General features: G+C 59.1%; 18 protein-coding genes and 2 tRNA genes. 15 read left to right on the forward strand and 5 right to left on the reverse strand.

The annotated features are described in order from the left end of the window. The first annotated feature begins 154 nt into the window (after positions 1–154). From ACYQ2T_RS11280 to ACYQ2T_RS11295, 4 genes are all read left to right on the forward strand, one after another. Positions 155–230 (forward strand) — tRNA-Ala (locus ACYQ2T_RS11280). Positions 231–1,050: 820 nt separating this feature from the next. Next, positions 1,051–2,454 carry a radical SAM protein gene (locus tag ACYQ2T_RS11285; RefSeq protein WP_459900634.1) on the forward strand — a complete coding sequence of 468 codons (1,404 nt, stop codon included), beginning with the start codon at positions 1,051–1,053 and terminating at the stop codon, positions 2,452–2,454. Positions 2,455–2,457: 3 nt separating this feature from the next. Then, positions 2,458–3,732 (forward strand): glycosyltransferase, encoded by a 1,275-nt coding sequence (locus ACYQ2T_RS11290; protein ID WP_459900636.1) that lies wholly within the window; start codon positions 2,458–2,460, stop codon positions 3,730–3,732. A gap of 507 nt (positions 3,733–4,239) precedes the next feature. Then, positions 4,240–5,259, forward strand: a complete 1,020-nt coding sequence (locus ACYQ2T_RS11295) for an IS481 family transposase (protein ID WP_459900638.1) — start codon at positions 4,240–4,242, stop codon at positions 5,257–5,259. Here the strand turns inward: ACYQ2T_RS11295 and ACYQ2T_RS11300 are convergent. Then, positions 5,243–8,800: a transporter substrate-binding domain-containing protein gene (locus ACYQ2T_RS11300; protein WP_459900640.1), complete on the reverse strand. Its 3,558-nt coding sequence runs from the start codon at positions 8,798–8,800 to the stop codon at positions 5,243–5,245. The genes ACYQ2T_RS11295 and ACYQ2T_RS11300 overlap by 17 nt on opposite strands. Before the next feature lie 216 nt (positions 8,801–9,016). On the opposite strand from ACYQ2T_RS11300, the gene ACYQ2T_RS11305 reads away from it, so the two are divergent. The 3 genes from ACYQ2T_RS11305 to ACYQ2T_RS11315 all read left to right on the forward strand — a co-directional run bounded on the left by ACYQ2T_RS11305 (position 9,017) and on the right by ACYQ2T_RS11315 (position 14,058). Beyond that, on the forward strand, positions 9,017–9,550 hold the full coding sequence (locus tag ACYQ2T_RS11305) for a hypothetical protein (RefSeq protein WP_459900641.1): 534 nt from the start codon (positions 9,017–9,019) through the stop codon (positions 9,548–9,550). Between the two features lie 132 nt (positions 9,551–9,682). Then, positions 9,683–10,261 carry a TetR/AcrR family transcriptional regulator gene (locus ACYQ2T_RS11310; RefSeq protein WP_459900643.1) on the forward strand — a complete coding sequence of 193 codons (579 nt, stop codon included), beginning with the start codon at positions 9,683–9,685 and terminating at the stop codon, positions 10,259–10,261. A gap of 344 nt (positions 10,262–10,605) precedes the next feature. Beyond that, positions 10,606–14,058: an acyl-[ACP]--phospholipid O-acyltransferase gene (locus tag ACYQ2T_RS11315; RefSeq protein WP_459900645.1), complete on the forward strand. Its 3,453-nt coding sequence runs from the start codon at positions 10,606–10,608 to the stop codon at positions 14,056–14,058. 74 nt (positions 14,059–14,132) lie between these two features. Here the strand turns inward: ACYQ2T_RS11315 and ACYQ2T_RS11320 are convergent, their stop codons facing one another. Continuing rightward, complete coding sequence (locus tag ACYQ2T_RS11320; RefSeq protein WP_404843693.1) at positions 14,133–14,495, reverse strand: hypothetical protein; 363 nt, start codon at positions 14,493–14,495, stop codon at positions 14,133–14,135. Positions 14,496–14,747: 252 nt separating this feature from the next. On the opposite strand from ACYQ2T_RS11320, the gene ACYQ2T_RS11325 reads away from it, so the two are divergent. After that, on the forward strand, positions 14,748–15,590 hold the full coding sequence (locus ACYQ2T_RS11325; protein ID WP_459900647.1) for a nitroreductase family protein: 843 nt from the start codon (positions 14,748–14,750) through the stop codon (positions 15,588–15,590). A gap of 139 nt (positions 15,591–15,729) precedes the next feature. Here ACYQ2T_RS11325 and rarD read toward each other — a convergent pair whose 3' ends face one another. Then, complete coding sequence (gene rarD / locus ACYQ2T_RS11330; protein ID WP_459900649.1) at positions 15,730–16,632, reverse strand: EamA family transporter RarD; 903 nt, start codon at positions 16,630–16,632, stop codon at positions 15,730–15,732. 127 nt (positions 16,633–16,759) lie between these two features. On the opposite strand from rarD, the gene ACYQ2T_RS11335 reads away from it, so the two are divergent. The 6 genes from ACYQ2T_RS11335 (at position 16,760) to ACYQ2T_RS11360 (ending at position 20,895) form a co-directional block, all read left to right on the forward strand. After that, the gene (locus ACYQ2T_RS11335) at positions 16,760–17,347 is read left to right on the forward strand and encodes a DNA-3-methyladenine glycosylase I (RefSeq protein WP_459900650.1); all 588 of its coding nucleotides are present in this window, start codon (positions 16,760–16,762) and stop codon (positions 17,345–17,347) included. A 164-nt stretch (positions 17,348–17,511) separates the two neighbouring features. Then, positions 17,512–18,069: a glycine cleavage system transcriptional repressor gene (locus tag ACYQ2T_RS11340; protein ID WP_459900651.1), complete on the forward strand. Its 558-nt coding sequence runs from the start codon at positions 17,512–17,514 to the stop codon at positions 18,067–18,069. A gap of 36 nt (positions 18,070–18,105) precedes the next feature. Continuing rightward, positions 18,106–19,479 (forward strand): PFL family protein, encoded by a 1,374-nt coding sequence (locus ACYQ2T_RS11345; protein WP_404843687.1) that lies wholly within the window; start codon positions 18,106–18,108, stop codon positions 19,477–19,479. 40 nt (positions 19,480–19,519) lie between these two features. Then, entirely contained in the window at positions 19,520–19,873 is a 354-nt protein-coding gene (locus ACYQ2T_RS11350) for a tRNA-binding protein (protein WP_459900652.1), read from the forward strand. 475 nt (positions 19,874–20,348) lie between these two features. Then, positions 20,349–20,424, forward strand: a tRNA-Ala gene (locus tag ACYQ2T_RS11355). A gap of 141 nt (positions 20,425–20,565) precedes the next feature. Then, positions 20,566–20,895: a hypothetical protein gene (locus tag ACYQ2T_RS11360; protein ID WP_459900654.1), complete on the forward strand. Its 330-nt coding sequence runs from the start codon at positions 20,566–20,568 to the stop codon at positions 20,893–20,895. A 224-nt stretch (positions 20,896–21,119) separates the two neighbouring features. Here ACYQ2T_RS11360 and ACYQ2T_RS11365 read toward each other — a convergent pair whose 3' ends face one another. Then, complete coding sequence (locus ACYQ2T_RS11365; RefSeq protein WP_459900656.1) at positions 21,120–21,710, reverse strand: hypothetical protein; 591 nt, start codon at positions 21,708–21,710, stop codon at positions 21,120–21,122. 102 nt (positions 21,711–21,812) lie between these two features. Next, complete coding sequence (locus ACYQ2T_RS11370) at positions 21,813–23,339, reverse strand: sigma 54-interacting transcriptional regulator (RefSeq protein WP_459900658.1); 1,527 nt, start codon at positions 23,337–23,339, stop codon at positions 21,813–21,815. Positions 23,340–23,569: 230 nt separating this feature from the next. Between ACYQ2T_RS11370 and ACYQ2T_RS11375 the strand changes: the two genes are divergently transcribed. Continuing rightward, a complete protein-coding gene (locus tag ACYQ2T_RS11375; protein WP_459900660.1) occupies positions 23,570–25,156 on the forward strand; it encodes a flavocytochrome c in 1,587 nt (528 codons plus the stop codon). Positions 25,157–25,247: the final 91 nt, after the last annotated feature.

Consider the following 25,247-nt stretch of genomic DNA (forward strand, 5'->3'; position numbering starts at 1 on the left):
CGTGCGCGCCAGTGTGGAGATAGCAGACTCCGGCCCCGGGGGAAACCTTTTGCGCCCCACAGCCCCTGCTGCCGGGCGCGACGGAAAAATTTCAAAAAAGCTGCATTTTCCCTTTGACAAGCGCGGTGAGATGAGGCAAATCACAAATCGCCGTGGGGCTGTAGCTCAGTTGGGAGAGCGCTTGAATGGCATTCAAGAGGTCGTGGGTTCAATTCCCTCCAGCTCCACCAATGATTATAAAGGCTTAGAAGGTTTTCCTTCTAAGCCTTTTTTCGTGGAATATACAAAAGAATATACAAATGATATCGGGTGGATGGAGACTGGTTTTGGGGATGGGGGAATTAGGTATGGTGTCCCCCTAATTCTTGGTGTCCCCCTAATTCTAAAATCGTCGCTCAGTGGTCCGAAGAACCGAGGCCACTTCTGAATAGACCACTATATGTGCTGAAAATCAAGCTAGTTATAGCGGTGGGCTTGTCAGAGTTAGTCCCAAAAGATGTGTGAAAAAGGTTGAATAGTATGTGTCCTTGGCATATATATAAAATATGTGAAGTTGGTTTTTGACGCTGTTGAAGCAAGACTCCGAGGAGCGTATATGTGGACTCAATATGTTAATAAAATTGTTGAACCTAAGTGTAATCCTTTTTCTGGAGGGATTGCTGGTAAAAAGATGACAACGTCTGCTGCCGGAAGTGGGTGTTCGGGGTGTGAAAATTGCTCCGGTGATGGCGATGGGTGTGGGCCAGGAATGAAGCTGTTCGCAACCAGTTATGCAGCAAGCAGCTGTGAAGGGTGTGGACATTGCAGTGACGGCACTTGTGGTAGTGGCCCTGGACCTTGCAGTATGGACGATTGAAAAAGATTTTTTTGGGTTGTGCCTATGGGCTTTTAGCAAGTCCATAGGCTCTTTTATTTCATGGGGATGAATGTATGCTGGAGAAGAGAAGACGGATACTATCTGAGTTTTTTTACCCAAATTTATTTTCGCATGAATTCGAATTATGCAGTCGGGTATTGAGTGATCTTAGGTCCGAGACTGATGAAGATATAGTGATTGAGTTCGGGGAGTCGTTTTTACAAATGGACTCAAGCAATCATAACAAAGAGGTGTGCCAGTTTGAATTAAATTGCAATAGGGCTTTTTTTAATAACAGTGCAAAGTTTGATAGCGATGATTATATGTTTTTCATCACTGAATTTACAGAAGAGTCCGCTGAAACTTTGTTCGGTTATAATAAGTCAGTAAAGATTTTCTCTTACATAGACTGCGAGTCGAGATTGGTTCATTTGGAGTTGTCTGAAGAATGTGACGATCTCTGTGATGCGAATGTGCTGATTGAGATTGCTAAAGGTGTAGGTGTAAAGCGGTCTTCAGAGAATTATTCACGCAGAAGCATATATGACGGTGTGACATTAAAGAAGAGTCATATCATAAACTTGCAGTGGCACATCACTAATGCTTGTCAAAATGATTGTAAACATTGCTATTTACAAGAAGAACAGCGATTTTTCGGTGAAAAACGATCAGTTCTTAACTTGTCAAAGGCAAAGCAAGTGATCGACGAAACGTACCTGTACTCACTTGAAAAAAAAGCACCTGCTCGAATAGTCTTGAGTGGCGGTGACCCATTGCTTTGTCCTTTTTTTTGGGAGTTGGTGGAATACGCTAATTTGAGCAAGTTGTATCCGATGGTTAAGGGGTTGCTTGGTAATCCCAATTTAATCACAGAGGGTGTTGCTAAGAAGCTTAAGAGGATGCATGTCGAGACAGTCCAATTCTCGTTGGAAGGCTTGCAGGAGATTAATGATGAGATAAGAGGGGATGGAAGTTGGGAAGATGTGTGGAGGGCGATAGATATATTAGAGGCTGCAGGCATTAAGACAAATATCATGTTCACAGTTTCACGAAAGAATTGTGATCAGCTTATTCCTCTCATCAATTATTGCGCACGTGTTCAGAAGACTGCTTTTTCATTTTCAAGATATTGTCCGACAGGCGAAGAGGATGTTTTAGAAACATTGACTTCTGATGAATATCGAACATTACTACTTCGGGTTTTTGAGGTGTTCAGATATTGGAAGCAAGAAAGAAGAAGTCCTGTCCGATGGGATCTTAGTAAAGATTCTTTGTATGCCCCTCTTTATGATGAGATGGGGATAAGTTTTTATGAAAGGAAGTCAGGCTGTTGTTTGTTAGGAAATGGACGTTCAATAGCAATGCTACCCAATGGATTGCTGCTTTTTTGTAGGAGAATGGCAAAATCTGTCGGCTATTGGCCTGATGTCTCCTTGGAGGCATCGCTGAGAATGCAAAAAGACTTGTCATACAAAAAAATTAAACACGAATCCTGCGTGGGGTGCTCTGTGGAGGAATCTTGTCGAGGCGGATGTGCAGCTATCGAGTATCGGATGAATGGGTTGCAAGACCGCAAAGATCCTCAATGTTGGAGATAGTTGATGAGTAATATTTGTTTTATATGTAAATATCCTCCAATTCAGGGAGGAGTCTCAGCAAGTACGTATTGGTATGTCCATGAATTGGCTAGGCGAGGACATGAAATTCATGTCGTATCAAATGCATGGGAGGTTGAAGAAGAGTATCGGCAATATCTTATTGGGAGTGATTTGGATTATATGAAGGATAGATCATTTCCTTCAGGGGGGGGGGTTGTACATCACTTTACTAACCCGTTTTTTGAACCAAAGCATATCCCATTTTCGCACCCCTATGTTTCTAAGCTTGCTTCCAAAGCTGTTGAAGTCATTAAAAAGTGTTCATGTGAAAAAATATTCGCTTACTATCTTGAACCATATGGAGTCAGTGCCTTTTTGGCTAGTCAGATAACAGGTGTACCCTATTATATTAGACATGCTGGAAGTGATATAACAAGGCTGTTTGATAATCACGAATTCACTTATCTATATGATGCTGTTTTGAAATCATCAAATGGTGTACTGACAACACATAGGTCTATAGGTAAAGTTCAAAAGATTGTTCAAGATCAATCGAAAGTAAAATTAATAGCATCAGACTTTCTGCCGCAGAAATATTTTATGCCAGAAGGAGAAGTTTTAGATGTTGAGACGTTGCTGACAGAACTTGATCAACATGCAAAGCAGGCAAAAATATTGGATTGGAGTAACGGTGTTTATGATAATAAAAAGATGAGCATTGGAGTTTATTGTAAAGCTGGACGTAATAAAGGTTTTATAGAGATCATAGATGCTTTAAGCTTAATAGATGGCGTTGAAGAAAAGATAAATCTATTGCTGTTGACTGGAGGAAGTAATCTGAGGAGCCTCCAGAATCATATTAAAAAAACTAAAGTTTGTGATGTCGCTTTTTTTATACCTTTTCTCCCACCATGGCGTATCCCTTCATTTCTGAGGCTTTGTGATGTCGTATGCGCCTTAGAGAATAATTTCTCTGTGCCTGTTCATGGCCCTAGAATTCCACGTGAAATTCTTTCTTGTGGTCGCTGTATGATTATAAGTAAGGAGTTGGTAGATAAGCAAGTTTTCTCTACTGATATTGTGCATAAAGGCAACGCCATGGTGGTCGATTCAGTGCAAGATGTTCGTGGATTGAGCCACGTTTTTAATGAATTGATAAGTTCGCCTGAGCTAGTTGAGCAGATCGGAGTAGGTGCGGGGACAATCGCGACAAAGTATTGCCTGCATTCTTCGGATCAATTTGTCGAAGAGTTTCAATCTGCATTGGATATTGAATAGGACTCCTTGCGTTACCACTCATATCCATCTAGTGAAATGCCCTCTTCAGGCCTTTGGGGACAGATGATTTTAGAATTAGGGGGACACAATACCTATTTATTTGAAGCAGTGGCCGGGTTGAGATGTTTGGAAACGATTAGATCGCTACTCGTTTGCGATGCCCCTCGCCTCTCAAAATGGTCAACCACCCGGTCAACCAAACGCCTTCAACACACCTCCAACATCACTGATCTTTTGTTGACTTCAAAATAAAAAGTCAAAGTATTTCAAGTCTTAAAATCTCGTTCTCGTGCATGGTATTCAAGATGTCGTGGGTTCAATTCCCTCCAGCTCCACCAATGATTATAAAGGCTTAGAAGGTTTTCCTTTTAAGCCTTTTTTCGTGGAATATACAAAAGAATATACAAATGATATCTGGTGGATGAAGATTGGTTGTTGGATGCTGAAATGACCTACTAGGTTAGTCCTCAGACAGATTTTGGGGTACAGTCTCACGATGGAGGCCCCATGAAAGCTGCAGAGAAAGTCGCCCGCCAGCGTATGAGTGTGCTTGAGCTTGCAGAGAGCTTGGGAAACGTCAGTGAAGCCTGCCGGCGACGCGGTATGCATCGTAGTCAATTCTACGAGTACAAGCGGCGTTTCCAGACTCACGGCCTTGAAGGGCTCAAAGATCTGCCGCCTATTCCGAAGTCCCACCCTTTCACCACCTCCGAGGAGGTGGTCGAGCAAATCTTGGAATTGAGCCTAGCTCATCCTGCTTGGGGGTGCGTTCGCCTTTCCAATCAGCTCAAACTCATCGGTGTTTCGGTGAGCTCCCCTACCATTCAAAACATCTTGATCAAGAATGGCATGGGCACCAAGTACGACCGCTGGCTTAAGCTTGAGCAGAAGCAAGCTGGCGAACCCATTGAATTATCGGGCGAACAGGTCGCTTTCATTGAAAAACAAAATCCCGTTTTTAAAGAACGACACGTCGAGAGTTCTCGCCCTGGGGAGCTGTTGTGCCAAGACACCTTTTACGTGGGACGTCTCAAAGGGGTGGGGCGAGTTTACCTGCATGTCGTCGTCGATTCCTTCTCAAGCTATGCCTTCGGCTTTCTGCATACCAGCAAGCGCCCAGAGGCTGCCGTTTCCGTCCTTCACAACGACGTCATGCCGTTCTACGAGGAAAAGGAAATTGCCGTTTCCGCTGTCCTTACTGACAACGGCAGGGAATTTTGCGGAACCGAGACCCATCCATATGAACTCTATCTGTCCCTCAACGAGATTGAACACCGCCGTACCAAGGTGCGATCACCTCGGACAAATGGCTTTGTCGAGCGGTTTAATGGCACTGTGCTTGATGAGTTCTTTCGCGAAGCCTTCAGAACAACGCTTTATCAGACCGTAGAAGCACTCCAGGCCGACCTGGACACCTGGCTGACCTACTACAATACTGAACGCTCACACCAAGGGTATAGAAACATGGGATGTCGTCCCATAGAAACCATTAACGAGTACCTCGAATCTGTCAGAGAAGAACGCTAGTAGGACAGCTGCGTTCGCCAAGGAGCAGGGTAAACAGCGTGGCGCCGGAGGCGAGAAAGAGCGTGGCCCCAACGGTGAGCAAAATGCCCCAGCGCATGCTGGTAAAGGTGGCGTAGGCTTCCGCGTGGTCCTGCTCTGTGGCGATGCCGATGCCAAGCTGCGCGTCCCATGACCATACCCCCACCACGTGCGAGCCGCGGTAGTCGGTGTAGCCCTTGAGGTCCATGCCGCTGCTGCCCTGCGTGGCGCTGGCCGCCATGCGCGTGAGGGGCGCGGGGGTAACGCCTGTGCCGGGCGCGTGCAAGGTAATATTCAAAATGCTGGTGGCGTTCTCCGCCAGCAGGCCTATGTCTTCCAGCTCGCGCTGGAAGCGGCTTTGCGAGAGCATGACGCCTTTGCGGTTAAAGGCGTAGCTCTCGCCCGTGCGGCCCATCCTGCCGGATTGCATAATTTGCGAGAATTCACTCATGGCGTCGATGCGCAGCACCAGCACGGCAATGCCCGAACCGTCCGGCCCGCGGACCGGCGCGGCGTAGCCCATGGGCACGGGCTGGGAGTCTGTGAGGGCCGTGCTGGGGCTGATGGGCGGCAGGAAGACGGTTTCACCCGAAAGGGCGCGCGCCAGCAGGCTGGCCTGCGCGTTGGCAATGGGGCTTGTGGTGCCGAGGGGCGCGTTGTCCTGCGCGGCAATGATGGTGCCGTGCGGGCTGATGAGGTGGAAGCCAAGGGTTTGGTGCAGGGCGGTGGTGTCGGCAAACAGCGTGCGGATGGCCTGCTGCGACTTGGACGCGGCAAGGGTGCCCGGCAGGTGGGGCATGGCAAGGAGCGCTCTGGCACCGCTGCGGACGGTTTCCGCCCCGGCAAGGGTTTCGGTGATGCCCCGGTGGCGCTGTGCCAAGGCGTTGAGGCGGTCCACAACGCTGGAGTGCACGGCGGTGAGGTTGTCTGCGATGGCGTCGGCCACGCGGTTGCGGTTGTACTCAAGGATGAACCACGCCAGCGCCGTGACCATGACGACAAGCAGCAACACGCCCGCAATCATCATGCTTCTGATGCGCCGCGAGCCAAGCCCCGAGGCAAGGGCGTCCTCGGAGACGGCGCGTAGGCTGATGCGGATGAGGTAGAACATCCCCGCAAACAGCACCACAATGCCAAGGCCCAGCATCCAGATGCGCAGGGTTTGGTCCTCCGTGCGGATGTCGAAGACCGTGCGGTTGCCGCTGGAGTCCAGCAGGCCAAGGTCGCCAATCCATTGGTCGTGGATTCTGGCGTTCTCCGTGGGGGTGATGGCGTCCATGCCCTTTTGGATAATGTCGCGCAGGATGGCGCTGTCTCGTGGTACGGCAATGTGCAGGGCCACCTCGAAGGTCTCGGGGGGCAGTCCGCCTGTGAGGGTGAGGTTCATCAGCGAGTTGCGCCGGATGAGGTAGGCCGCCTCGTTTGCGCCGCCAAGGGTGGCGTCGGCCTTGCCGTCGGCCACGGCCTTCAGGCAGGCCAGCAGGCTGTTGTAGAACTCCATGCGGATGTCCGGATAATCCCGGGCCAGCACTTCCTGCTCGTAAAAGCCTTTGATGACGGCCATGGTTTTGCCGCGCATGGCGTCGAGAGAGGTGGCGGCGGTGTTGTCCCGGCGGTGGATAAGGACGGAGGGGTATTTGATATAGGGGCGTGTGAAGGCGAAGTCCTCGCGCCGGGCGTCGGTCTCTACGATGTTGAGCAGCACGTCCAGTTCGCCGCGCCGCGCCATGTCCATAAATTCGTCCCAGCGGGGACCGGAGATGTACTCAATGGTCAGCCCCAGCTTTTGGGCCACAAGGTTCATGTAGGCGACGGAGTAGCCCTTGGGCTTGCCGCCTTCGTTGTAGTTTTGGGGCGGCCAGTTCATTTCATTGTGCACGCGGATGACGGGGTTGCGGGACAGGTAGTCCTGTTCGGCGGGCGTGAGCTGGATGGGCGCGCCCTGCGCGGTGGTGGAGACGGTGCCGAACCAGCGCCGTTCCAGCCGGGCCATATCTTCATCGGTAATGGAGCTGAGACCCTTTTGCAGGATGGAGTGCAGCTGCGGCCAGTCCTTGCGCACGGCAAAGCGGTAGCGCGGGTCGCGGTCCCCGGCCGGGATGTCGGCTTCGGCCACGGGGATGATGTTGGTGAGGGTAAAGCGGCGGATAAGGTAATGCGCCACGGCGCTGTCAATGACGGTGGCGTCGCCGCGTCCGATAGCCAGCCCCTTGAGGATGGCCTCATAGGTGGGCAGGTACTGGACGTCCGCATCCGGGACGGCCCGCGAGATGTACTCGCCAACGGTGTCCCCCCGCGAAAGCAGTACGCGCTTGCCCGCAAGGTCCTTGAGGGCGTTGACGCCCTTGACGTCGCTGCGCACAAAGATGGCGTTCACCACTGACTTGTAGGGCGATGTGAACAGAAAATGCCGCGTGCGCTGTGGCGTGTAGAAGATGGTGTGCACGAGGTCCAGCTTGCCGGTTTTGCCCATCTGGACCAGATTTTCCCACGTATCCTTCACAAAGCGCAGCTGCAACCCCGTGCGCGCGGCGATGATGCGCAAAAGGTCCACGGAAAAGCCCGTGGGGTGGCCGTTTTCACGAAAATCAAAGGGGGCGTAGTCTGGCTCGCTGGAGACGGTAATCTCCGGGTGGGTGCTCAGCCACATGCGCTCCTCATAGTTGAGGCGTACCGTCTCCGCCGCGGTGCGTTTTTGTCCCGTCCACTTGGCAAGGATGGCAAGCTCCTCACCAAGGCTGATGCTGGCAAGAGCCTTGTTGAGCAACGGTGGGAGGCCGGGCAGGTCCTTGCGTACGCCTATGGCGAGGATGGAGGCGTGCCCCGGCATGGTGGAGTGGACCGCAAGGTTGGTCAGCAGCTGTTGGGCAATGATGTACATGGCCACCGCGCGGTTGCCGATATAGGCCTCTGCCTGCCCCTGCGACACGGCCATCAGGCAGGCCGCTGTGTTGGGGAATTCCTTAATGGTGATGTCTGGATGCGTGCGCCGGAAGTGCTTGACGCTAAAGAACCCCTGCTCAAGGGCAAGGGCCTTGCCGCCAAGGGCGTCCGGCGAGGAATAGCGCGGTCCGTCGGTGCGGGCGATGAGGACATGCGGCACCGTCAGGTAGGGCGCGGTAAAGACCAAGAACTCCGCGCGCTCGGGCCGGGGCGTCACGTCCATGATGGCGTCCAGCGCGCCCGACTGCACGGCCGCCATGTTGTCCTTGAAGGGCGCGGGAGTGATGTCAAAGGCGATGCCGAGGCGCTTTTCGATAAGGCGCAGATAGTCCACGCCAATGCCCTCCGGCGCGCCGGAGGGGGATGCCGCGTTCATGGGCGGCCAAGCGTTCATGATGCCGATGGAGATGCGCGGATGCTTGGCAATCCACGCAAGGTCGGCCTCGGAGAGGGAGAGGGCGTCTGCTTGCCACGGCTGGGCAAGCGCATTCAGGCTGGCCCCGCAAAGGGCCGCCAGAACCATGATGGCGCAGGCGATGGGGCGCACGCGGCGCAGCCACAAGGCAAAAAGAGAATGCATCTTCAAATTCATACAGTATTTTGAGGCACGTTGGAACGCTTTTGCGCGGAGAATTGCGTGCAGTGGAAAATGCCAATGAATGAAAGAGAGCATGATATGCCGGGGCATTGCGGGAAAAGTTCGGAAAATCTATTGCAAGGTATAAAGTTTGCCCGATTGTCGCCGATACGATGCATAGTGCGGAGAAATACGTGCATTTTTACAAGGAAGGGCACAATGAATATTGCAGGCATCGGATCGTCCCCCACCCATTTTTATATGGGACAGGCTCCGGCCACCACGCAGGCCGGAGAGGGCGGAGCGCAGTCTCTGGCCGGCATGCTTGCGTCGCCTACGGAGAACGTGGGGACGCCCGGAAGCATGCTTGCCGGAAACTTTGTGCAGAGCGGTGAGCAGACCTCCCGCTACCTGAAGGGCATGATGATGGGGTTCGAGGTACAGAATCAGTACAAGAACACCATGAGCAGCATGATCGAAACCTATCAGATTCAGGCCAGCGTTGACCCGGGCAGCTATGCCTCCCGCACCCTCGCCGGGCAGAGGGCCGAACGCGCCGTGGAGGAGATGGACAACCGCGATGTTGCGAGGTCCGCCAACGAGCGTATGGAAGGGGAGCGCAAGGACGACGCCGAGCGCGCCGAACGGCGGCGCGAGGCCCCGGCGCAGCCTGAGGGCGCACCAAAGGCCAATGCCAAGAAGGCTGGTGACGCCCCCAAGGCCGAAACCCCTTCACTGGATGTTGTCGTGTAGCGCGCCAGATGACGCCAAAGCCCAAAGGGACGCTGACCAGCGTCCCTTTTTTTGTGCCCGCCTGACGCGTTGACAGGGCGGGGGCGACCCTTTATTTGAGAGTGAACATTCATTCACCGAAAAGGAGCGCCCATGGCACGACCGGCAGTAAAAAAGCGCGACATAGAGCAGGCGGCAATTGCGCTGTTTGCCACCAAGGGACTGGCCCGCACCACCATTAAGGATATTGCGGGCGAGGCTGGCGTGACCGAGGGCGCGCTCTACCGGCACTATAGCGGCAAGAACGAGATGGCGTGGGAGCTGTTCCGGCAGGAGATTGAGCGCTTTGCCGACGGCCTTGGCCTCCGTCTGTTTGAGGCGGGCGCAGGTGCTGCGGCCCGGCTGGAGCGCAGCGTCCGGTTCATCTTTTCCTATTACCATGAGCATCCCGTGGAATTTGCCTTTATCATGCTCACCCAGCACGGATTCCCCGAGGAGCAGGCCATGCCCGCAGAGGTGAACCCCAATGACATGACCGTGCGTTTTGTGCGCGAGGCCATGGATGACGGGGCCGTGCCCGACGGCGACGCCCCCCTGTACGCCGGGCTGGTCATGGGGGTGGTGCTCCAGCCGCTGGTGATGCACCGCTACGACCGCCTGCGCCTGACCCCGGCGGTGGTGGACGCCGTTGTTGCCGCAACCGCGCGGGTTTTGCAGCTCTCCGCAGACTAATCCGTCCCACATTTCGCGGCCAATCAGCCGCCATGCTGGAAAAGCCCTTGACCGCGTGGCGGTCTGTCCGTATTAGTAAGTCAACGTTTACTTACAAACAAGGCGAAAGGAAGTCCGGCGCGGGTGCGCCGGGCGTGGGCGATGGAGCGGTAAAGCCCGCCGCTGGCCCCGATTGGGCGCGCCGCTGCGCGCCAGAGCCTTGGCAACGTGGTATCATGCCCATGCGTCTGCCCCCGGTGGCGGCGCGGCAAAGCCCCGTGTTGCAGGAATTCGCAGTTTCCTCTACCAGAGGGGATTTCCGCACGTATTCCCATCCCGGGCAGGCACAAGAAAGGAACGAGAGCATGCAGAGTATTTGGAAGATTGGTGGTTTCCTGCCATATATACTGGTTGTCCTGCTGAACGCGGTGACGGATCTGGGGCACAAGATTGTCATCCAGAACACCGTGTTCAAGACGTTTTCCGGAACGGAGCAGATTGCGCTGACGGCCCTCGTCAACGCGCTTATCCTGTTGCCGTTTATTCTGCTTTTCACGCCGTCGGCCTTTTTGTCCGACCGCTACCCCAAGGACAAGGTCATCAAGGTCTGCGCCGGGCTGTCCATCCCCATTACGGTGGGCATTACGGTGTGCTACTACATGGGCCTGTTCTGGCCCGCCTTTGCCCTGACCTTTTTGCTGGCGGTGCAGAGCGCCTTCTATTCGCCTGCCAAGTACGGCTACATTAAGGAAATGACGGGCAAGGAAGGCCTTGCCCCGGCCAACGCCGCCGTGCAGGCGGTGACCATTGTGGCCATCCTTGCCGGCGCGGTCATCTTTTCCGGCTTTTTCGAGGCCTTCCTTGTCAGCGACGCCGCTACCCCGGCCGAGATTTTGCGCCAGATTGCCCCGTGCGGCTATTTTCTCATCGTTGGCGCGGTGATGGAAACGGCCATCGCCTTCAGCCTGCCCGAAAAGCAGGCGGGCGACCCATCCTCCAAGCTGGACCTGTCCACCTATCTGCATGGCGGCTACCTGCGCGCTAACCTGAACTTGCTGCGCGGCAAGGAAGTCATCTGGCTGTCCATCATTGGCCTGATGGTGTTCTGGTCCGTGAATCAGGTGGTGCTGGCCGCCTTTGGCGCCTACCTCAAGGAAGTGACGGGCGAGATGAACACCGTGGTGGCGCAGGGGATGCTGGCTATCGGCGGCCTTGGCATCATCCTTGGCTCCGCCGTTGCGGGGCGCTGCTCGCGCAATTACATCGAGACCGGAACCATTCCCCTTGGCGCCATCGGCATGGCCGTCAGCCTGCTGCTGCTGCCGTCCATTGAGAGCAAGTTCGTCCTTGGCTCGCTGCTGTTTGTCTACGGCGTGTGCGGCGGCCTGCTCATTGTGCCGCTCAACTCCCTGCTGCAGTTTGCGGCCAGCAAGGAGAACATGGGCAAGGTGCTGGCGGGCAACAACTTTCTGCAGAACATCGGCATGCTCACCTTCCTGGGGCTGACCTTTGGCTTGTCCCATGTGGGCGTTGGCAGTGTGCCGCTGTTTTATATGCTCTCCGCCGTGGTGCTGTGCGGTACCCTGTATACCCTGTACAAGCTCCCACAGTCCCTGTTCCGCTACCTGCTCCGCCTGATTTTTTCCCAGCGCTACAAGGTGTCCGTCTCCGGCATCAACAATTTGCCCTCCGAGGGCGGCGTGCTGTTGCTTGGCAACCATGTCAGCTGGATTGACTGGGCTATTTTGTCCCTTGGCGTGCCGCGCCGCATGCGCTTTGTCATGGACAAGGAAATCTACGAGCGGTGGTACCTGAAGTGGTTCCTGCGCTGGCTGGGCGTTATTCCTATCTCCGCCCGCGCCAACAAGGCCGCCCTGAAGGCCATCAGCGCCGCGCTGGAAAACGGCGAGTGCGTCGTCATCTTCCCCGAGGGCGCCATCAGCCGGAACGGCCAGCTGGGCGAGTTTAAGCGCGGCTTTCAGGGGCCGGCCCGCCAGTCCAACTGCGTTATCGTGCCCTTTTACCTGCGCGGGCTGTGGGGCAGCGCCTTCTCCTTCGCCACCACGCGTTTTCGTGAGATGTCCCGCATCCGCCGCACCCGCGACGTGACCATCTGCTTTGGGGAGCCGCTGTCCTCCGAGGCCTCGGCCCTTGATGTGAAAAACGCCGTGGCGCGTCTGTCCATCGACGCGTGGAAGGAATACGCCGAAACGTTTGACACCCTGCCCGTGGCATGGCTCAAGACCGCCAAGACCTACATGGGCCGCCATGCGCTGGCGGATTCCACAGGCGCGGACCTGACCTACCGCAGGCTGCTCACCACCACGGTGCTGGCCTCGCGCATGCTGCGAAACCGCGTCCGCGGCCAGCAGAATGTAGGCCTGCTGCTGCCTGCCAGCGCGGGCGGCGCCATCGCCAATCTGGCCCTGCTCATGCGCGGCAAGACCGTGGTGAACCTCAACTATACATCCGGCACCGACGCCATCCGCAGCGCCGTGGAGCGCGCGGAAATCCGCACGGTTGTCACCTCGCGCACCTTCCTGACCAAGCTGAAGGCCAAGGGCTTTGACCTGCGCGCCGTGCTTGAGGGCATGGACGTCTTCCTCATGGAGGACATGCGCGAGAACATCAGCAAGCGGAAGTTCATCGTCACCATGCTGGCCATGGAGGCCCTGCCGGTGTGGGTGCTGCGTCTGCTGTTTGTGCGGCGGGTGAACCTTGGCGATACGGCGGCCATCCTGTTCAGCAGTGGCTCCGAGGGCACGCCCAAGGGCGTTATGCTCTCGCACGAGAACATCATGGGCAACGTGAAGCAGGTGTCCAATCTGCTCAACGCGCAGGACCATGACGTCATCCTTGGAACGCTGCCGCTGTTCCACGCCTTTGGCCTTACCGTGACCACCTTCCTGCCGCTTTTGGAGGGCATCCCCGTGGTGTGTCACCCGGACCCGACGGATGCGCGCAATATCGGGCGCATTGTGGCGCGGCATCAGGTGACCTTCCTGTGCGCAACGCCGACCTTCCTTGGCCTGTACACGCGCAACAGGCGCTTGCATCCGCTGATGTTCGCCTCTCTGCGCCTTGTGGTGGCCGGGGCCGAGCGCCTGAGCAAGGAGACCCGCGTGGCCTTCCGGGACAAGTTCGGTCTGGAAATCTACGAGGGCTACGGCACCACGGAAACGACCCCGGTGGCCAGCGTCAATACCACAGACGTCCTGAATACCAAGGACTTCTCCGTGCAGATTGGTTCCAAGCCCGGCACCGTTGGCCTGCCCCTGCCCGGCAGCGCCCTGCGCATTGTGGACCCCGAAACGCTGGAGGACCTGCCCGAGGGCGAGGCCGGACTCATCCTCATCGGCGGCACGCAGATTATGAAAGGCTACCTTGGCGACGAGGAGCGCACCAAGAGCGTTATCGTGGAGAAGGAGGGCATCCGCTGGTACAAGACCGGCGACAAGGGCCGTCTGGACGAGGACGGCTTTCTGATCATTCTGGACAGGTACTCGCGCTTTGCGAAGATTGGCGGCGAGATGGTCAGCCTGACCGCCGTGGAGGACGCCATGAACCGCGTCGCGCCCGAAGAAGTGGACGTGGTGGCCGTGGCCGTGCCGGACGCCCGCAAGGGTGAGCGTGTGGTGGCCTTGGTAAGCGGTATGGACAAGCCCGCCACCCTTAAGGCCGCCATGCTGGAGGACGGGACCGACGCGCTGAATGTGCCGTCCACCTTCCTGAGCGTGGAGGAGATTCCCCGCCTTGGCACGGGCAAGACCGACCTTGGCGGCGCGCGCAAGATGGCGCAGGAGATGCTGGCCCGCTAGCGGCGCACCCCGCGCCGGTGAAGCAGATATGACAGCGCCCGCGCGAACGCCGTTCGCGCGGGCGCTTTTGCGTGCTAGCCCAGCTTCTCCATGCGCGACTTGTGGTAGAAAAGCTCCGCCAGCATGGGGTTGCGCTCCAGAATTTTGGACATCTGTTTGTCATGGAAAAGGATGCGCACCCAGCCCCGGCGCATAAGGTATAGCCCGAGGCCAATAAGGCCTGTGCACATGACGCCGATAAGGCTGAGCAGGATGACGTTGGAGGCCACGTCGTAGTACGGCGATGTTGCCACCAAAAAGGACAGGATAGCCAGCTGAAAGGCGCACAGGGAAACACCGGAGCGCAGGGTGGTATGCGCGGTGCGCTTTTCCGCCAGAATGAGCATCAGCATTTGAAATTCCAGATTGGGCAGGCCGGAGTCGTTTCTGTTTGGCATAGCTGTGTCGTGCGGGTTGAAGGTGCGGGGCGCGGCGGCCCGAAGTGGCGCCAGACGCGGGGTGCTGGCGGCGCAGGAAGCCATGGTAGCAGGTTGTGGCTGCGGTGTGGAGTGCCCGTCTGCGCGGCGGCCAAGGGTGGCGTATCGGCTCCGAAATAGGTATGCTACTGCGGCGAATTTGCAAAAATCCAAAGCTGACGGGCCATTAGCGCCGGACTTGCGCTTTGGTGAAAAACGACTAAGTAGGTGCGTATGCAAGTATCAAAGACACCCATAGCGATAGATGCCGAGAAGTGTGTGGCCTGTGGCCTGTGCGCCGCGGACTGTCCCCTTGGCGTGATTGTCCATAAGAAGACGACGGGAGAGGTTGGCCCGCATCCGCGCCGCGCGGAGCGGTGCTTTCACTGCGGCCACTGTATGGCCATCTGCCCCACGGGCGCGGTAACGCTGACGGCCTTTGAGGGCCGCGATGCAACGCGCTTTCGCCGCAAGGACCTGCCCGGCCTCAGCGATGCCGAGGCGCTGATGCAGTCGCGCCGTTCGGTGCGCGCCTTTACGGAGCAGGCCGTGGAGCGAGACATGCTGGAGCGCCTTGTGGACCTGACGGCCTATGCGCCCTCCGGTCATAATGAGCGCCGCGTCAAATGGTCCATGGTGGCGACGCCGGAGGCCGTGCAGCGCGTGGTGGCCCACGCCGCCGACTGGATGCAGGAAAAGGTGGATGAAAAGCACCCTCTGGTGCAGCAGCTGCACCTGCGCGGTGTGGTCCGCGCCTGCCGTGCGGGCAGCGACCTCATCTGCCGCAACGCTCCGGCGCTGGCTATTGCCTACGCCCCGCGCGAGGGCGCAACCCCCGGCGAGGACGCCGTCGTGGCCGCCGCGCATATGGAGCTTGCCGCCCACGCCGCGGGCCTTGGCGCATGCTGGGCCGGGTATGTCACCCACGCCATCAACGGCCATGCGCCCCTGCGGCAGTATTTGGGCGTTCCTGATGATGCCGTGGTTCACGCCGTCCTCATGCTGGGGCACCCGGAGCGCCGCTTTGGCGCCATTCCGCCGCGTATGGCGCCGGATGTGCAGTGGATTGATGGCTAGTACGATATCATACGGCTGAGAAGGAACCGGGGAGTGCGAAAGCGCTTCCCGGTTTTTTTGTGACAGGGCTGGGGGCGGTTACAGCGCGGCGCGCCATCCGGGGGGACAGCGCGCCGCAGAAAAGCTGATGGGGTAGGGGCTACACGCGGTGGCCGTGCTCGGTGCGGTAGCGCAGCAGGCTGTCCACGGTGTAGACGATGACGCCCGTCCAGATAAAGGCAAAGGTCCACAGGCGCGACATGCTGAAGGGCTCGCCGTACAGAAAGACGCCAAGCAGGAACATGCCCGTGGGGCCGATGTATTGCAAAATGCCAATGGTCGTCAGGCGCAGGCGGCGCGCCCCAAAGGCAAAGGCCGCCAGCGGCAGCGAGGTAATGGCGCCCGCGCCCACCAGCAGAGCGTCCGTGGACAGCGCCACATGCCCAAGGGCGGCATTACCCTGCGTTTCCAGCATGGCAAGGTAGGCCACGGCGGGCACGCTGAGGGCAAGAGTCTCCACAAACAGGCCGGGCAGGGCCTCCACCACCGCCACCTTGCGCACGAGGCCATACAGGCCAAAGCTCAGCGCAAGGACAAGGGCAATCCACGGCACGCGGCCAAATTCCCACAGCTCCATGAGCACGCCCGCCACGCCGAGGCAAATGGCAAAGGTCTGCATGCGCGAGAGCCTGTCGCGGAAGAAGATGAACCCAAGGAGCATGCTGACCAGCGGGTTGATATAGTAGCCAAGGCTGGCCTCGATGACATGGGCGGAATTCACGGCCCAGATGTAGGTAAACCAGTTGGCGCCAATGAGCAGGCTGGAGATGGTGAGCAGCCACGCCGTGCGCCGCGAGCGCAGGGCGGTGAGCACCTCGTTCCAGCGGCGCGAGGCCGTGAGCAGTATGGCGACAAAGGGTGCGGACCACACAATGCGGTGGCACAGGATTTCCGAAGCGGGAACGGCGTCGAGAGCTTTCCAGTAGATGGGGAGCAGGCCCCATGCGATAAAGGCGGAGGCCGCCGCGGCGAGGCCGAGGTGCGATGTCGTTTCAGGTTTCATTGACGGGGGAGTCCTTTGTGGTTGAAATGCGAACCGGCGTCCAACGGTACCGTTTGTTCGCCGCAAGTAAAGAAGAAATGCGCCGCAGGGCGGATGCTATGCCACAACATGCTGAAAAGGCGGAGAAATGAGCGATATGAGACGCTGCGCGTGGGCGCGTGGCACCGAAGGAATGGTGCGCTACCACGACGAGGAATGGGGCGTGCCCGAGCACGACGACGCCCGCCTGTTTGAATTCCTCATTCTGGAGGGCGCGCAGGCGGGGCTGAGTTGGCGGACCATTTTAGAGCGCCGCGAGGGCTACCGCGCCGCATTTGATGAGTTCGACATGGCGGCGGTGGCGGCCTTTGACGACGCGCGCATGGCCGCCCTTGCCGAAAATACGGCCATCATCCGCAACAAGGCGAAAATCCGCAGCGCTGTGAACAACGCCCGCGCCGCACTGGCCGTGCGTGAGGAGTTTGGCTCGCTGGACGCCTACCTGTGGGGCTTTGTGGACGGACGCCCCATCCAGAACGCGTGGCGCACCATGGAGGAGGTTCCGGCGCAGACGGATATCTCCGTGGCGATGTCCAAGGATATGAAACGCCGGGGCTTTAGCTTTGTGGGGCCGACGGTGATGTACGCCTTTATGCAGTCCATGGGCATGGTGAATGATCATTTGGTAGACTGCTGGCGGTACGAGGCCGTGCGCGCGCTGGGCGAGGGCGCGTAGACGCCGGGGCGCTGGCCTTTTTGCCGGGTTTCATATGGCGCGAGCATGTATTGCAGGCGCAGTAGGCGCGCTGTGCAATGATGCGCTTTTCTTGACAAAACCGCGCAGACTTTACATGCCTTGGCTGAACATTCCGCGACCAGCGGACAAAATGGGAGACACCAATGCGCAAGATCGTCGTATCGTTTTTGGGGCGCGACTGCCCCGGCGTCCTGCATAGCCTTGCGGACCTGCTCTGCAAGCTGGACTCGAATATTGAGGAAATCACCCAGACCATCCTGCAGACGGAGTTTGCGATGATTGTCATCGCCAGCTTTCCGCAGGAGATGGGGCTGGATGAAGTGCGCGGCAAGCTGGAAAGCGGCCTTGCCTCGTACGATATGAGCTTTACCCTGCGGGAGTTTGGCGCGGACGCCGCCAGCCCCGCCCCGGAGGCCGAACCCTTTGTGGTCACCCTCATCGGCATGGACCGAAAGGGCATCATCGCGGGCGTCAGCGGCGTGCTGGCCCAGTACGGCGTCAACATCGAGAACCTGAAGGCCCTGCCGCGTACGGCGGACTCGGAGCGTATGATCATCGGCTTTGAGATTTCCCTGCCCGTGTCGGTTGATGTGGCGGAGATCCGCGCCGCGCTGGCTGCCGAGGCCGAGCGCCTTGGCCTGAGCGTAACCCTGCAGCACAGGGACATCTTCGAGGCCATGCACCGTGTTGAGCCGCTGTAGGCCCCGCACCCGAATCTTTACACAAGGATAGAACCAATGCTGACAGACCGCGAAGTGCTCAGCACTCTGAATATGCTGCGCAACGAGCATCTCGATGTGCGCACCGTGACCCTTGGCATCAGCCTCTTTGACTGCGCATGCGACGACTTTGACCGCTTTGCCGCCAAGGTGCGCGACAAAATCAGCCGCCACGCCGAAAAGCTGGTCGCCTACTGCGACGAGGTGGGCGACAAGTACGGCATCCCCGTGGTGAACAAGCGCATCAGCGTGTCGCCCATGGGCGTTGTGGGTGCGGCCTTCGGCCCCGACGAGATGGTCCGCGCCGCCTGCGTACTGGACGAAGCCGCGCGCGACGCCGGGGTGGACTTCCTCGGCGGCTTTGGCGCGCTGGTGGACAAGGGCATGACCTCGGGCGACCGCGCCCTTATTGAGGCCCTGCCCGAAGCACTTGCGGTGACCGAGCGCGTGTGCTCCTCCATCAATGTTGCCACCTCCAAGACCGGCATCAACATGGACGCCGTGGCCCTCATGGGCGAGACCATCCGCAAGGCCGCCGACCGCACCGCCGACCGTGGCGGCATTGGCTGCGCCAAGCTGGTCGTCTTTGCCAATATCCCGCAGGACGTGCCGTTTATGGCGGGCGCCTACCTTGGCGTTGGCGAGCCTGACGCTGTGGTGAGCGTTGGCGTCTCCGGCCCCGGCGTGGTGCGCAAGGCCATTGACCGCGCCCGCGAGGCGAATCCGGAGTTCAACCTTGGCGAGCTGTCCGAGGTCATCAAGCGCACGGCCTACAAGGTCACCCGCGTCGGCGAAATTATTGGCCGCGAGGTGGCGGGCAAGCTGAACCTGCCCTTTGGCGTGGTGGACCTATCGCTGGCTCCGGCCCCGCAGGTGGGCGACAGCGTGGGCGAAATCTTCCAGAGCCTTGGCCTGTCCTCCATTGGCGCGCCCGGCTCCACCGCCGTGCTGGCCATGCTGAACGACGCCGTGAAAAAGGGCGGGGCGTTTGCGTCCTCCCACGTGGGCGGCCTGTCCGGCGCGTTTATTCCGGTGTCCGAGGACCTCAACATTGCCGAGGCCGCGGCCACGGGCAAGCTGAGCCTTGAAAAGCTGGAAGCCATGACCTGCGTGTGCTCTGTGGGTCTCGACATGGTGCCCATCCCCGGCGATACACCGGCCTCCACCATCTCCGCCATCATCGCGGACGAGATGGCTATCGGTATGATCAACTCCAAAACCACCGCCGCGCGCATTATCCCGGTTCCGGGCAAGGGCGTCGGCGATAGCGTGTCGTGGGGCGGCCTGCTTGGCGAGGCCAAGATTATGGCCGTGCCGCAAATGCAGGGTTCCGAGGACTTCATTGCCCTTGGCGGGCGCATCCCGGCCCCTATCCATCAGATGAAGAACTAACGGCGCATGCGGCGGCGCTGGCCCCGCACAGGAGAAGACGATGCAGGACACCGCGACCAGAGAACTCTCATGGGCTGATTTTGAAAAGGTTGAAATCCGCGTCGGCACGGTGGTGCAGGCGGAAGCCTTCCCGGAAGCGCGGGTGCCCGCGCATAAGGTGTGGGCGGATTTTGGCGGCGACATCGGCGTGTTGAAAACCAGCGCCCGCGTGACGGACATCTACGAGCCGGAAGAGCTGGTAGGGCGTCAGGTGGTGGGCGTGGTCAACTTTCCGGTGAAGCAGATTGGTCCCATGAAGTCGGAATTCCTGCTGACGGGCTTCCACCGTGAGGACGGCGCCGTTGTGCTGGCCGTGCCTGAACGCGACGTGCCAAACGGCAGCCGCCTTGCCTAAGGCGTAAGGCGGCGCCGCAGGGCGCCCTGCTGCGCCGTGGCGGAGTCGAGTTGCCCCCTGCCTGCGTGAGCGTTGGCGGGAGGCTGGGCTTTGGCGTGGCGGCAGAGGCCTGCCCCTTGGTGCCCCCCCCATGTTGTCTCATGTTGCCCCATGGAGCCGCGCGTGGGCTGGGCGGGCAAAGGCTTTGGCGCGGGGCGCTGACCATCTGGGGCGTGTCGCCGCCGTCCATGGCCGGCTCCGCGTGCCCACGCCAGCGCGCCAGTCGCTGCATGGCGGCGACGGAGCGCCCGCGCTAGGGGGAGTCTGCCCCGGCCGCGGGCGGGGTGCTTTGGCGCCGGATTCGGGCGGCAAAGGCCCGCCCCGGGCCGTTTTTGCAACCGTCCGCAATGAGGCGACTTTTGCAAAAAATTCGCGGAGAGGAAAATTTCCTGTTGACAAGGAGCCGCCATTTCGGCATTTTCCATTTCCGCCGAGTGGGGCTGTAGCTCAGTTGGGAGAGCGCTTGAATGGCATTCAAGAGGTCAGGAGTTCAATTCTCCTCAGCTCCACCACTCATAAAAATATCCACGCGCCAAGCACATTCAGCTTGGCGCGTATTTTTTCCCCCGGGCTCCTCCCTGTCGCCTTCGTGACGAATTTCTCAAAGGGAGCCGACCCAAAAATCCAGTGTTTCCCGCGCAGGTGGAGCGAGAATGGCATCCGGGCTTCCGGTGGCCGTTTTATTTGCGACCGCCATTATTGTGGAGCTTGTGCTTTTAGGAACAAACCCTTTACACAAGGCAGGTAGGAAAAAGGTGCACGAAGCAGTTCTCATACTTGGTGCTGCGGTTGTGGTGTTTATGGTTCTCTTCCCCCCGTACGTCATGCGGCGTAAGGGACAGGTCGCATCCCATAATTATTCCTTTATCTGCACTCCGCCCCGGCGCTTTGGCCGCCGCTGCGTGGTGAACGTACCCGCCCTGATGAGCCAGCTTTTTGCTTGCGGCGTCGTGTTCAGCCTGCTCGAGGTCTTCTGCGAGTAGTTTGTGTTCACGATTTTTCTTTGGGCGAGATAAAAAGGGGCCTGCGCTTTTGCGCAGGCCCCTTTTTGTTTGGGCAATTACCGGGCGGGAAGCCCGTGGACACGTGAAAAACAAGTGCTGTTCATAACCGGTGCGCGGCGCAAGAAATGGTCATGGGCGACGCGCCTGCGCACCGGGGCGCTGCCGCGTGCGTTGTACGCATCTGAGGTAATAGCTGGTGGGGCCTACTCGGGCATCCACTCTTCAATGCCGCGGGGCGGGTTGGCCGCAAGCCACTGGCGGAAGGCGTCTTCCGTCCGGACGCCGCCCTCAAGCACGGCCCGGTACACGCTGATGCTTGGCACCTTGTCCTCCGGGGGCAGGGCGTGCTTGATAGCGAGGATGGCGGCCTTGGTCTCCGGCGTCAGCCGCGCGCTGATGCGGTCCGCCACCTTTTCGAAATATCCCGCAAAGGGCGACTCCTCAAGGATGTGGATCATGTCGATTTGCCAGTCGTCGCCGTCTTCGTCGCGGTACCACGCGTGCCATTCCACGCACTGCTCCTCGGTGCGGAGCAGGTTGTCGTAGGTGATGCGTGTAATGCGCGGATTCTCCGCCAGCTCCGCAATGGCGGCAAAGCTGTCAGCAAGGCGGAAGTCCGTGGAGTAGATATGAAAATCAATGTCCAAATGGTCCATGATAAGGCCGGTGCGCACGGAGCCGACAGTATTGATGCGGCAACCGTGGCTGGGCCAGATGTCCAGAATGCGGGTGTCGGCGATGATGCGTTTGGCGCGCTCCAGGGCGCGCTCGGCGCGGGTGGTGATGTCGCACATGGTGTCCTCGCTGTGGGCAAATGGTGGTTGTGGTGTGCGGTGAGGAAAGAGGGTGACCACGGGTGGCGGGTCGCCGCCGCGCGTCGCGCCATTGCCGCGCTGTTAGCCGTGCTCGCGGCAGATGCCCAGCTTCTTCATGCGGCTGCGCAGGGTGCTGGGATTGAGGCCCAGAAGCTCCGCCGCGCCGCCGGGACCATGGATTTTCCCCTTGGTCTGCTCCAGCGTTGCGGCGATGTGGTTGGCCATGACGGTGTCCAGCGTACGCGGAGTAAAGGGCGCGTCCTGCGGGTCCGGGCAGGGCTGGGGGCGCGGGGGCGTCTGGGCCAGCCAGTCGAAGTGCAGGGTGGCGCCGCCGGAGAGGATAATGGCGCGTTCCACACAGTTTTCCAGCTCGCGCACGTTGCCGGGCCAGGAGTAGGCCATAAGGCGCTGCATTTCCTCGGGCGGGACGTCGGGCACGCGGCTAAGGCTCAGGCGCCGTGCGGCGCGCGCCGAGAACCACGTCACCAAATCCGGGATGTCCTGCGGGCGCTCGCGCAGGGGCGGAATGGTGACGGGAAAGACGTTGAGGCGGAACCACAAGTCCTCGCGGAAGGAGCCGAGTTCCACCATTTTTTGCAGATTGCGGTGGGTGGCGGTGACGATGCGGATGTCCACGTCCCGCGGCATGCTGCCGCCAACGCGCGTCACCTGATGGTTCTGCAAAACGCGCAGCAGGCGCACCTGCACGCTCTGCGGCAGTTCGCCTATTTCATCCAAAAACAGGGTGCCGCCGTGAGCTTGCTCAAACACGCCCTTCTTGGCGTGGGTTGCCCCGGTAAACGCGCCGCGCTCGTGCCCGAAGAGTTCGGAGTCCATGAGGGATTCGGGTATTGCGCCGCAGTTGACCTTAATAAAGGGGCCGTCGTGACGCGGCGAACGCGCATGGATGACGCTGGCAATGACCTCCTTGCCAACGCCGGTTTCGCCCAGCAGCAGCACGGTATTGGACAGCGGCGCCACCTGCGCCACGCGTTTCATCACGGTTTGCAGGCCGCCTTCGTCGCCGATGACCGCGCCGCTGCGGCTTTCGGACAGCTGCTCGCGCAGGATCTGGTTTTCCCGCGTCAGGCGGGAGTTGGTGCGCAGGAGCTTGCGGTGGCGCAGGGCGTTTGCCGTGGCAATGGCAAAGGGCTCGTGCAGCAGGCTGAGTAGGGTGCCGTGCCCGGAGTGGAACCGCCCGCGCCCGTGGGCGTGCAGGCCCACAACGCCAAGGTGGCGGTCCTCAATCATCATGCGCATGAGCAGAATTGATGTGTCCACCGGATAGATGGTTCCGGCCACGCGCCCGGTGACGGGATCGTCGTCCAGGTCGGCAAGGATGCGGATTCGTGGCCGATCCGGTTCCAGCAGGGTGCGGCACATGTCGTCGGTGATGGCGACCTGCTCGTTCATGGGGTTGCCGCCGCCCGCATCGGCCCGCGCGATGAAGCGAATTGCCTTTACGTCTGGGCGGAACATGTTAATGTACATACCATCTGCCGGAATATGCTGGCGCAAGTATTTCCAGCAGTCGTAGAGGGCTTTTTCGATGTCGAGGCTGCCGCAGATGCGCACTGTGGCGTGGTGGAAAAAATCATTTGTGTTCATGGAGACTCCGTGACGAATGAAACGCGAAATATCGCGATTAGTGCGAAATGTCGCACATGTCAATCGCTATATTTCGCGTTTTTTGTGTGCTGCCGTTTGTAAGGCCCTGAATTTGTTCATTGTGAACGTTGGCACGATTTCTGCCTCTATGGCGTGGTCGTTCGCCATAAGGCGGGCGTGAACGAGTCGACACGACGCAAGTTTTCGCAAGCAAGGAGCTTTCACTCGATATGAAAGAAACCGAAACGAAGCGCTCCGCACCCCAGAGTGCGCGCAAGTCTCGCCGGGACGTGCTGCGCGCCGGGGCGGTCCTGGCTGGTGGCCTCGCCGCCGGAATGCTCCAGGGCTGCGTGACCGGAGAGGAAAAAAAGGACGTCCCCGTGGAGAAATCCCGCACGCCCGTAAGTGCGTGGGACAAGGAGTACGACGTAATCGTCGTCGGCAGCGGATTCGCCGGAATGGCCGCCGCCCTTGAGGCACGTAAGGCCGGAGCGGATGTGCTTGTCGTGGATAAGATGCCCGTCTTTGGCGGCAACTCCGCCATCAACGGCGGCGCGTTTGCCGTTGCCGGTTCTCCCCTGCAGGAGAAGGAAGGCATCAAGGACTCCGTGGACCTTATGGTCCAGGACATGCTCAAGGCTGGCCGCGGCCTGAACCACATGGGCCTTCTGAAAATTGTCGCCGCCGGTACGCGTCCCGCCTACGAGTTCACCCTTGAGCACGGCGTGGAGTACAAGCCGTTCCTGCAGCACTTTGGCGGCCACAGCGTGCCGCGTACCCTGCAGACCACCATCAGCTCCGGCGCGGGCATCATCCGCCCCCTGAAGAAGAGCGCCGAAAAGCTGGGCGTGGCCTTCCGCAGCCGCTGTAAGCTGGAAGATTTTGTCATGGACGAAAACGGTGGCGTGATGGGCCTCGTCGTGCGTGACCGCTACGAGTTCCCGGACGAGAGCACAGGCGAGCTGCGCCGCTTCCGCGCCCGCAAGGCCGTTATTATGTGCTCCGGCGGCTTCTCGCAGGACCGCCGCTTCCGCATGATGCAAAACCCCAATCTGGACGGACGCATCGACTCCACCAACCATCCGGGCGCAACGTCCGAGGGCATGCAGGCCATGTTCGGCGTTGGCGCGGCTCCCGTGCAGATTAACCTGATCCAGCTCGGCCCGTGGACCTCCCCGGACGAGAAGGGCTTTGGCATGGTGTCGCAGTTCAACACCATCGCCGGGTTCCCCAATGGCATCATGGTGGACGTGCGCACCGGCAAGCGCTTCGTCAACGAACTGGCCGACCGTAAGGCCAGAGCCGAAGCCGTTATGACCCGCCTCGACGACGAGGGGCACCCCGTCTACCCCGTGGTGTTCTGTAACGCCAAGGGCGCCGAGCGCGCGCAGACCCTCAAGGCCTGCCTCAAGTACGGCGTGGCGTGGGAGTTTGACACCGTTGAGGAGCTGGCCAAGCACTTCGGCATGCCCGTTGAGGGCTTGAAGCAGCAGGTCGCCACCTACAACGAGGCCGTGCGCACCGGCGAGGACAAGGAATTCGGCAAGCCCATGGGCCGCGCCGTCCTGCTCGACGAAGGGCCGTTCTACGCCGTTCGCTGCTGGCCCAAGGTGCACTACACCATGGGTGGTGTGGAGATTAACACCGAGGGGCAGGTCATGCACATGCGCTCCGGCCAGCCCATCCCGGGCCTGTACGCCGCCGGCGAGGTGACGGGCGGTCCCCACGGCGCAAGCCGTCTGGGCAGTTGCGCCGTTGCCGAGACCTTGGTCATTGGCCGTTTGGCCGGACGCAAGGCCGCCCTGAGCAAGGCATAGATATTTCGTCTTCCTGGGAACGACCGGGGCGCGTTGACGGCGGAGGGTCGTCAGCTAGGGAGCGCCCCGGCCTGACTTTTTCCGTCACCCG

It is taken from the genome of Desulfobaculum senezii (assembly GCF_054657395.1).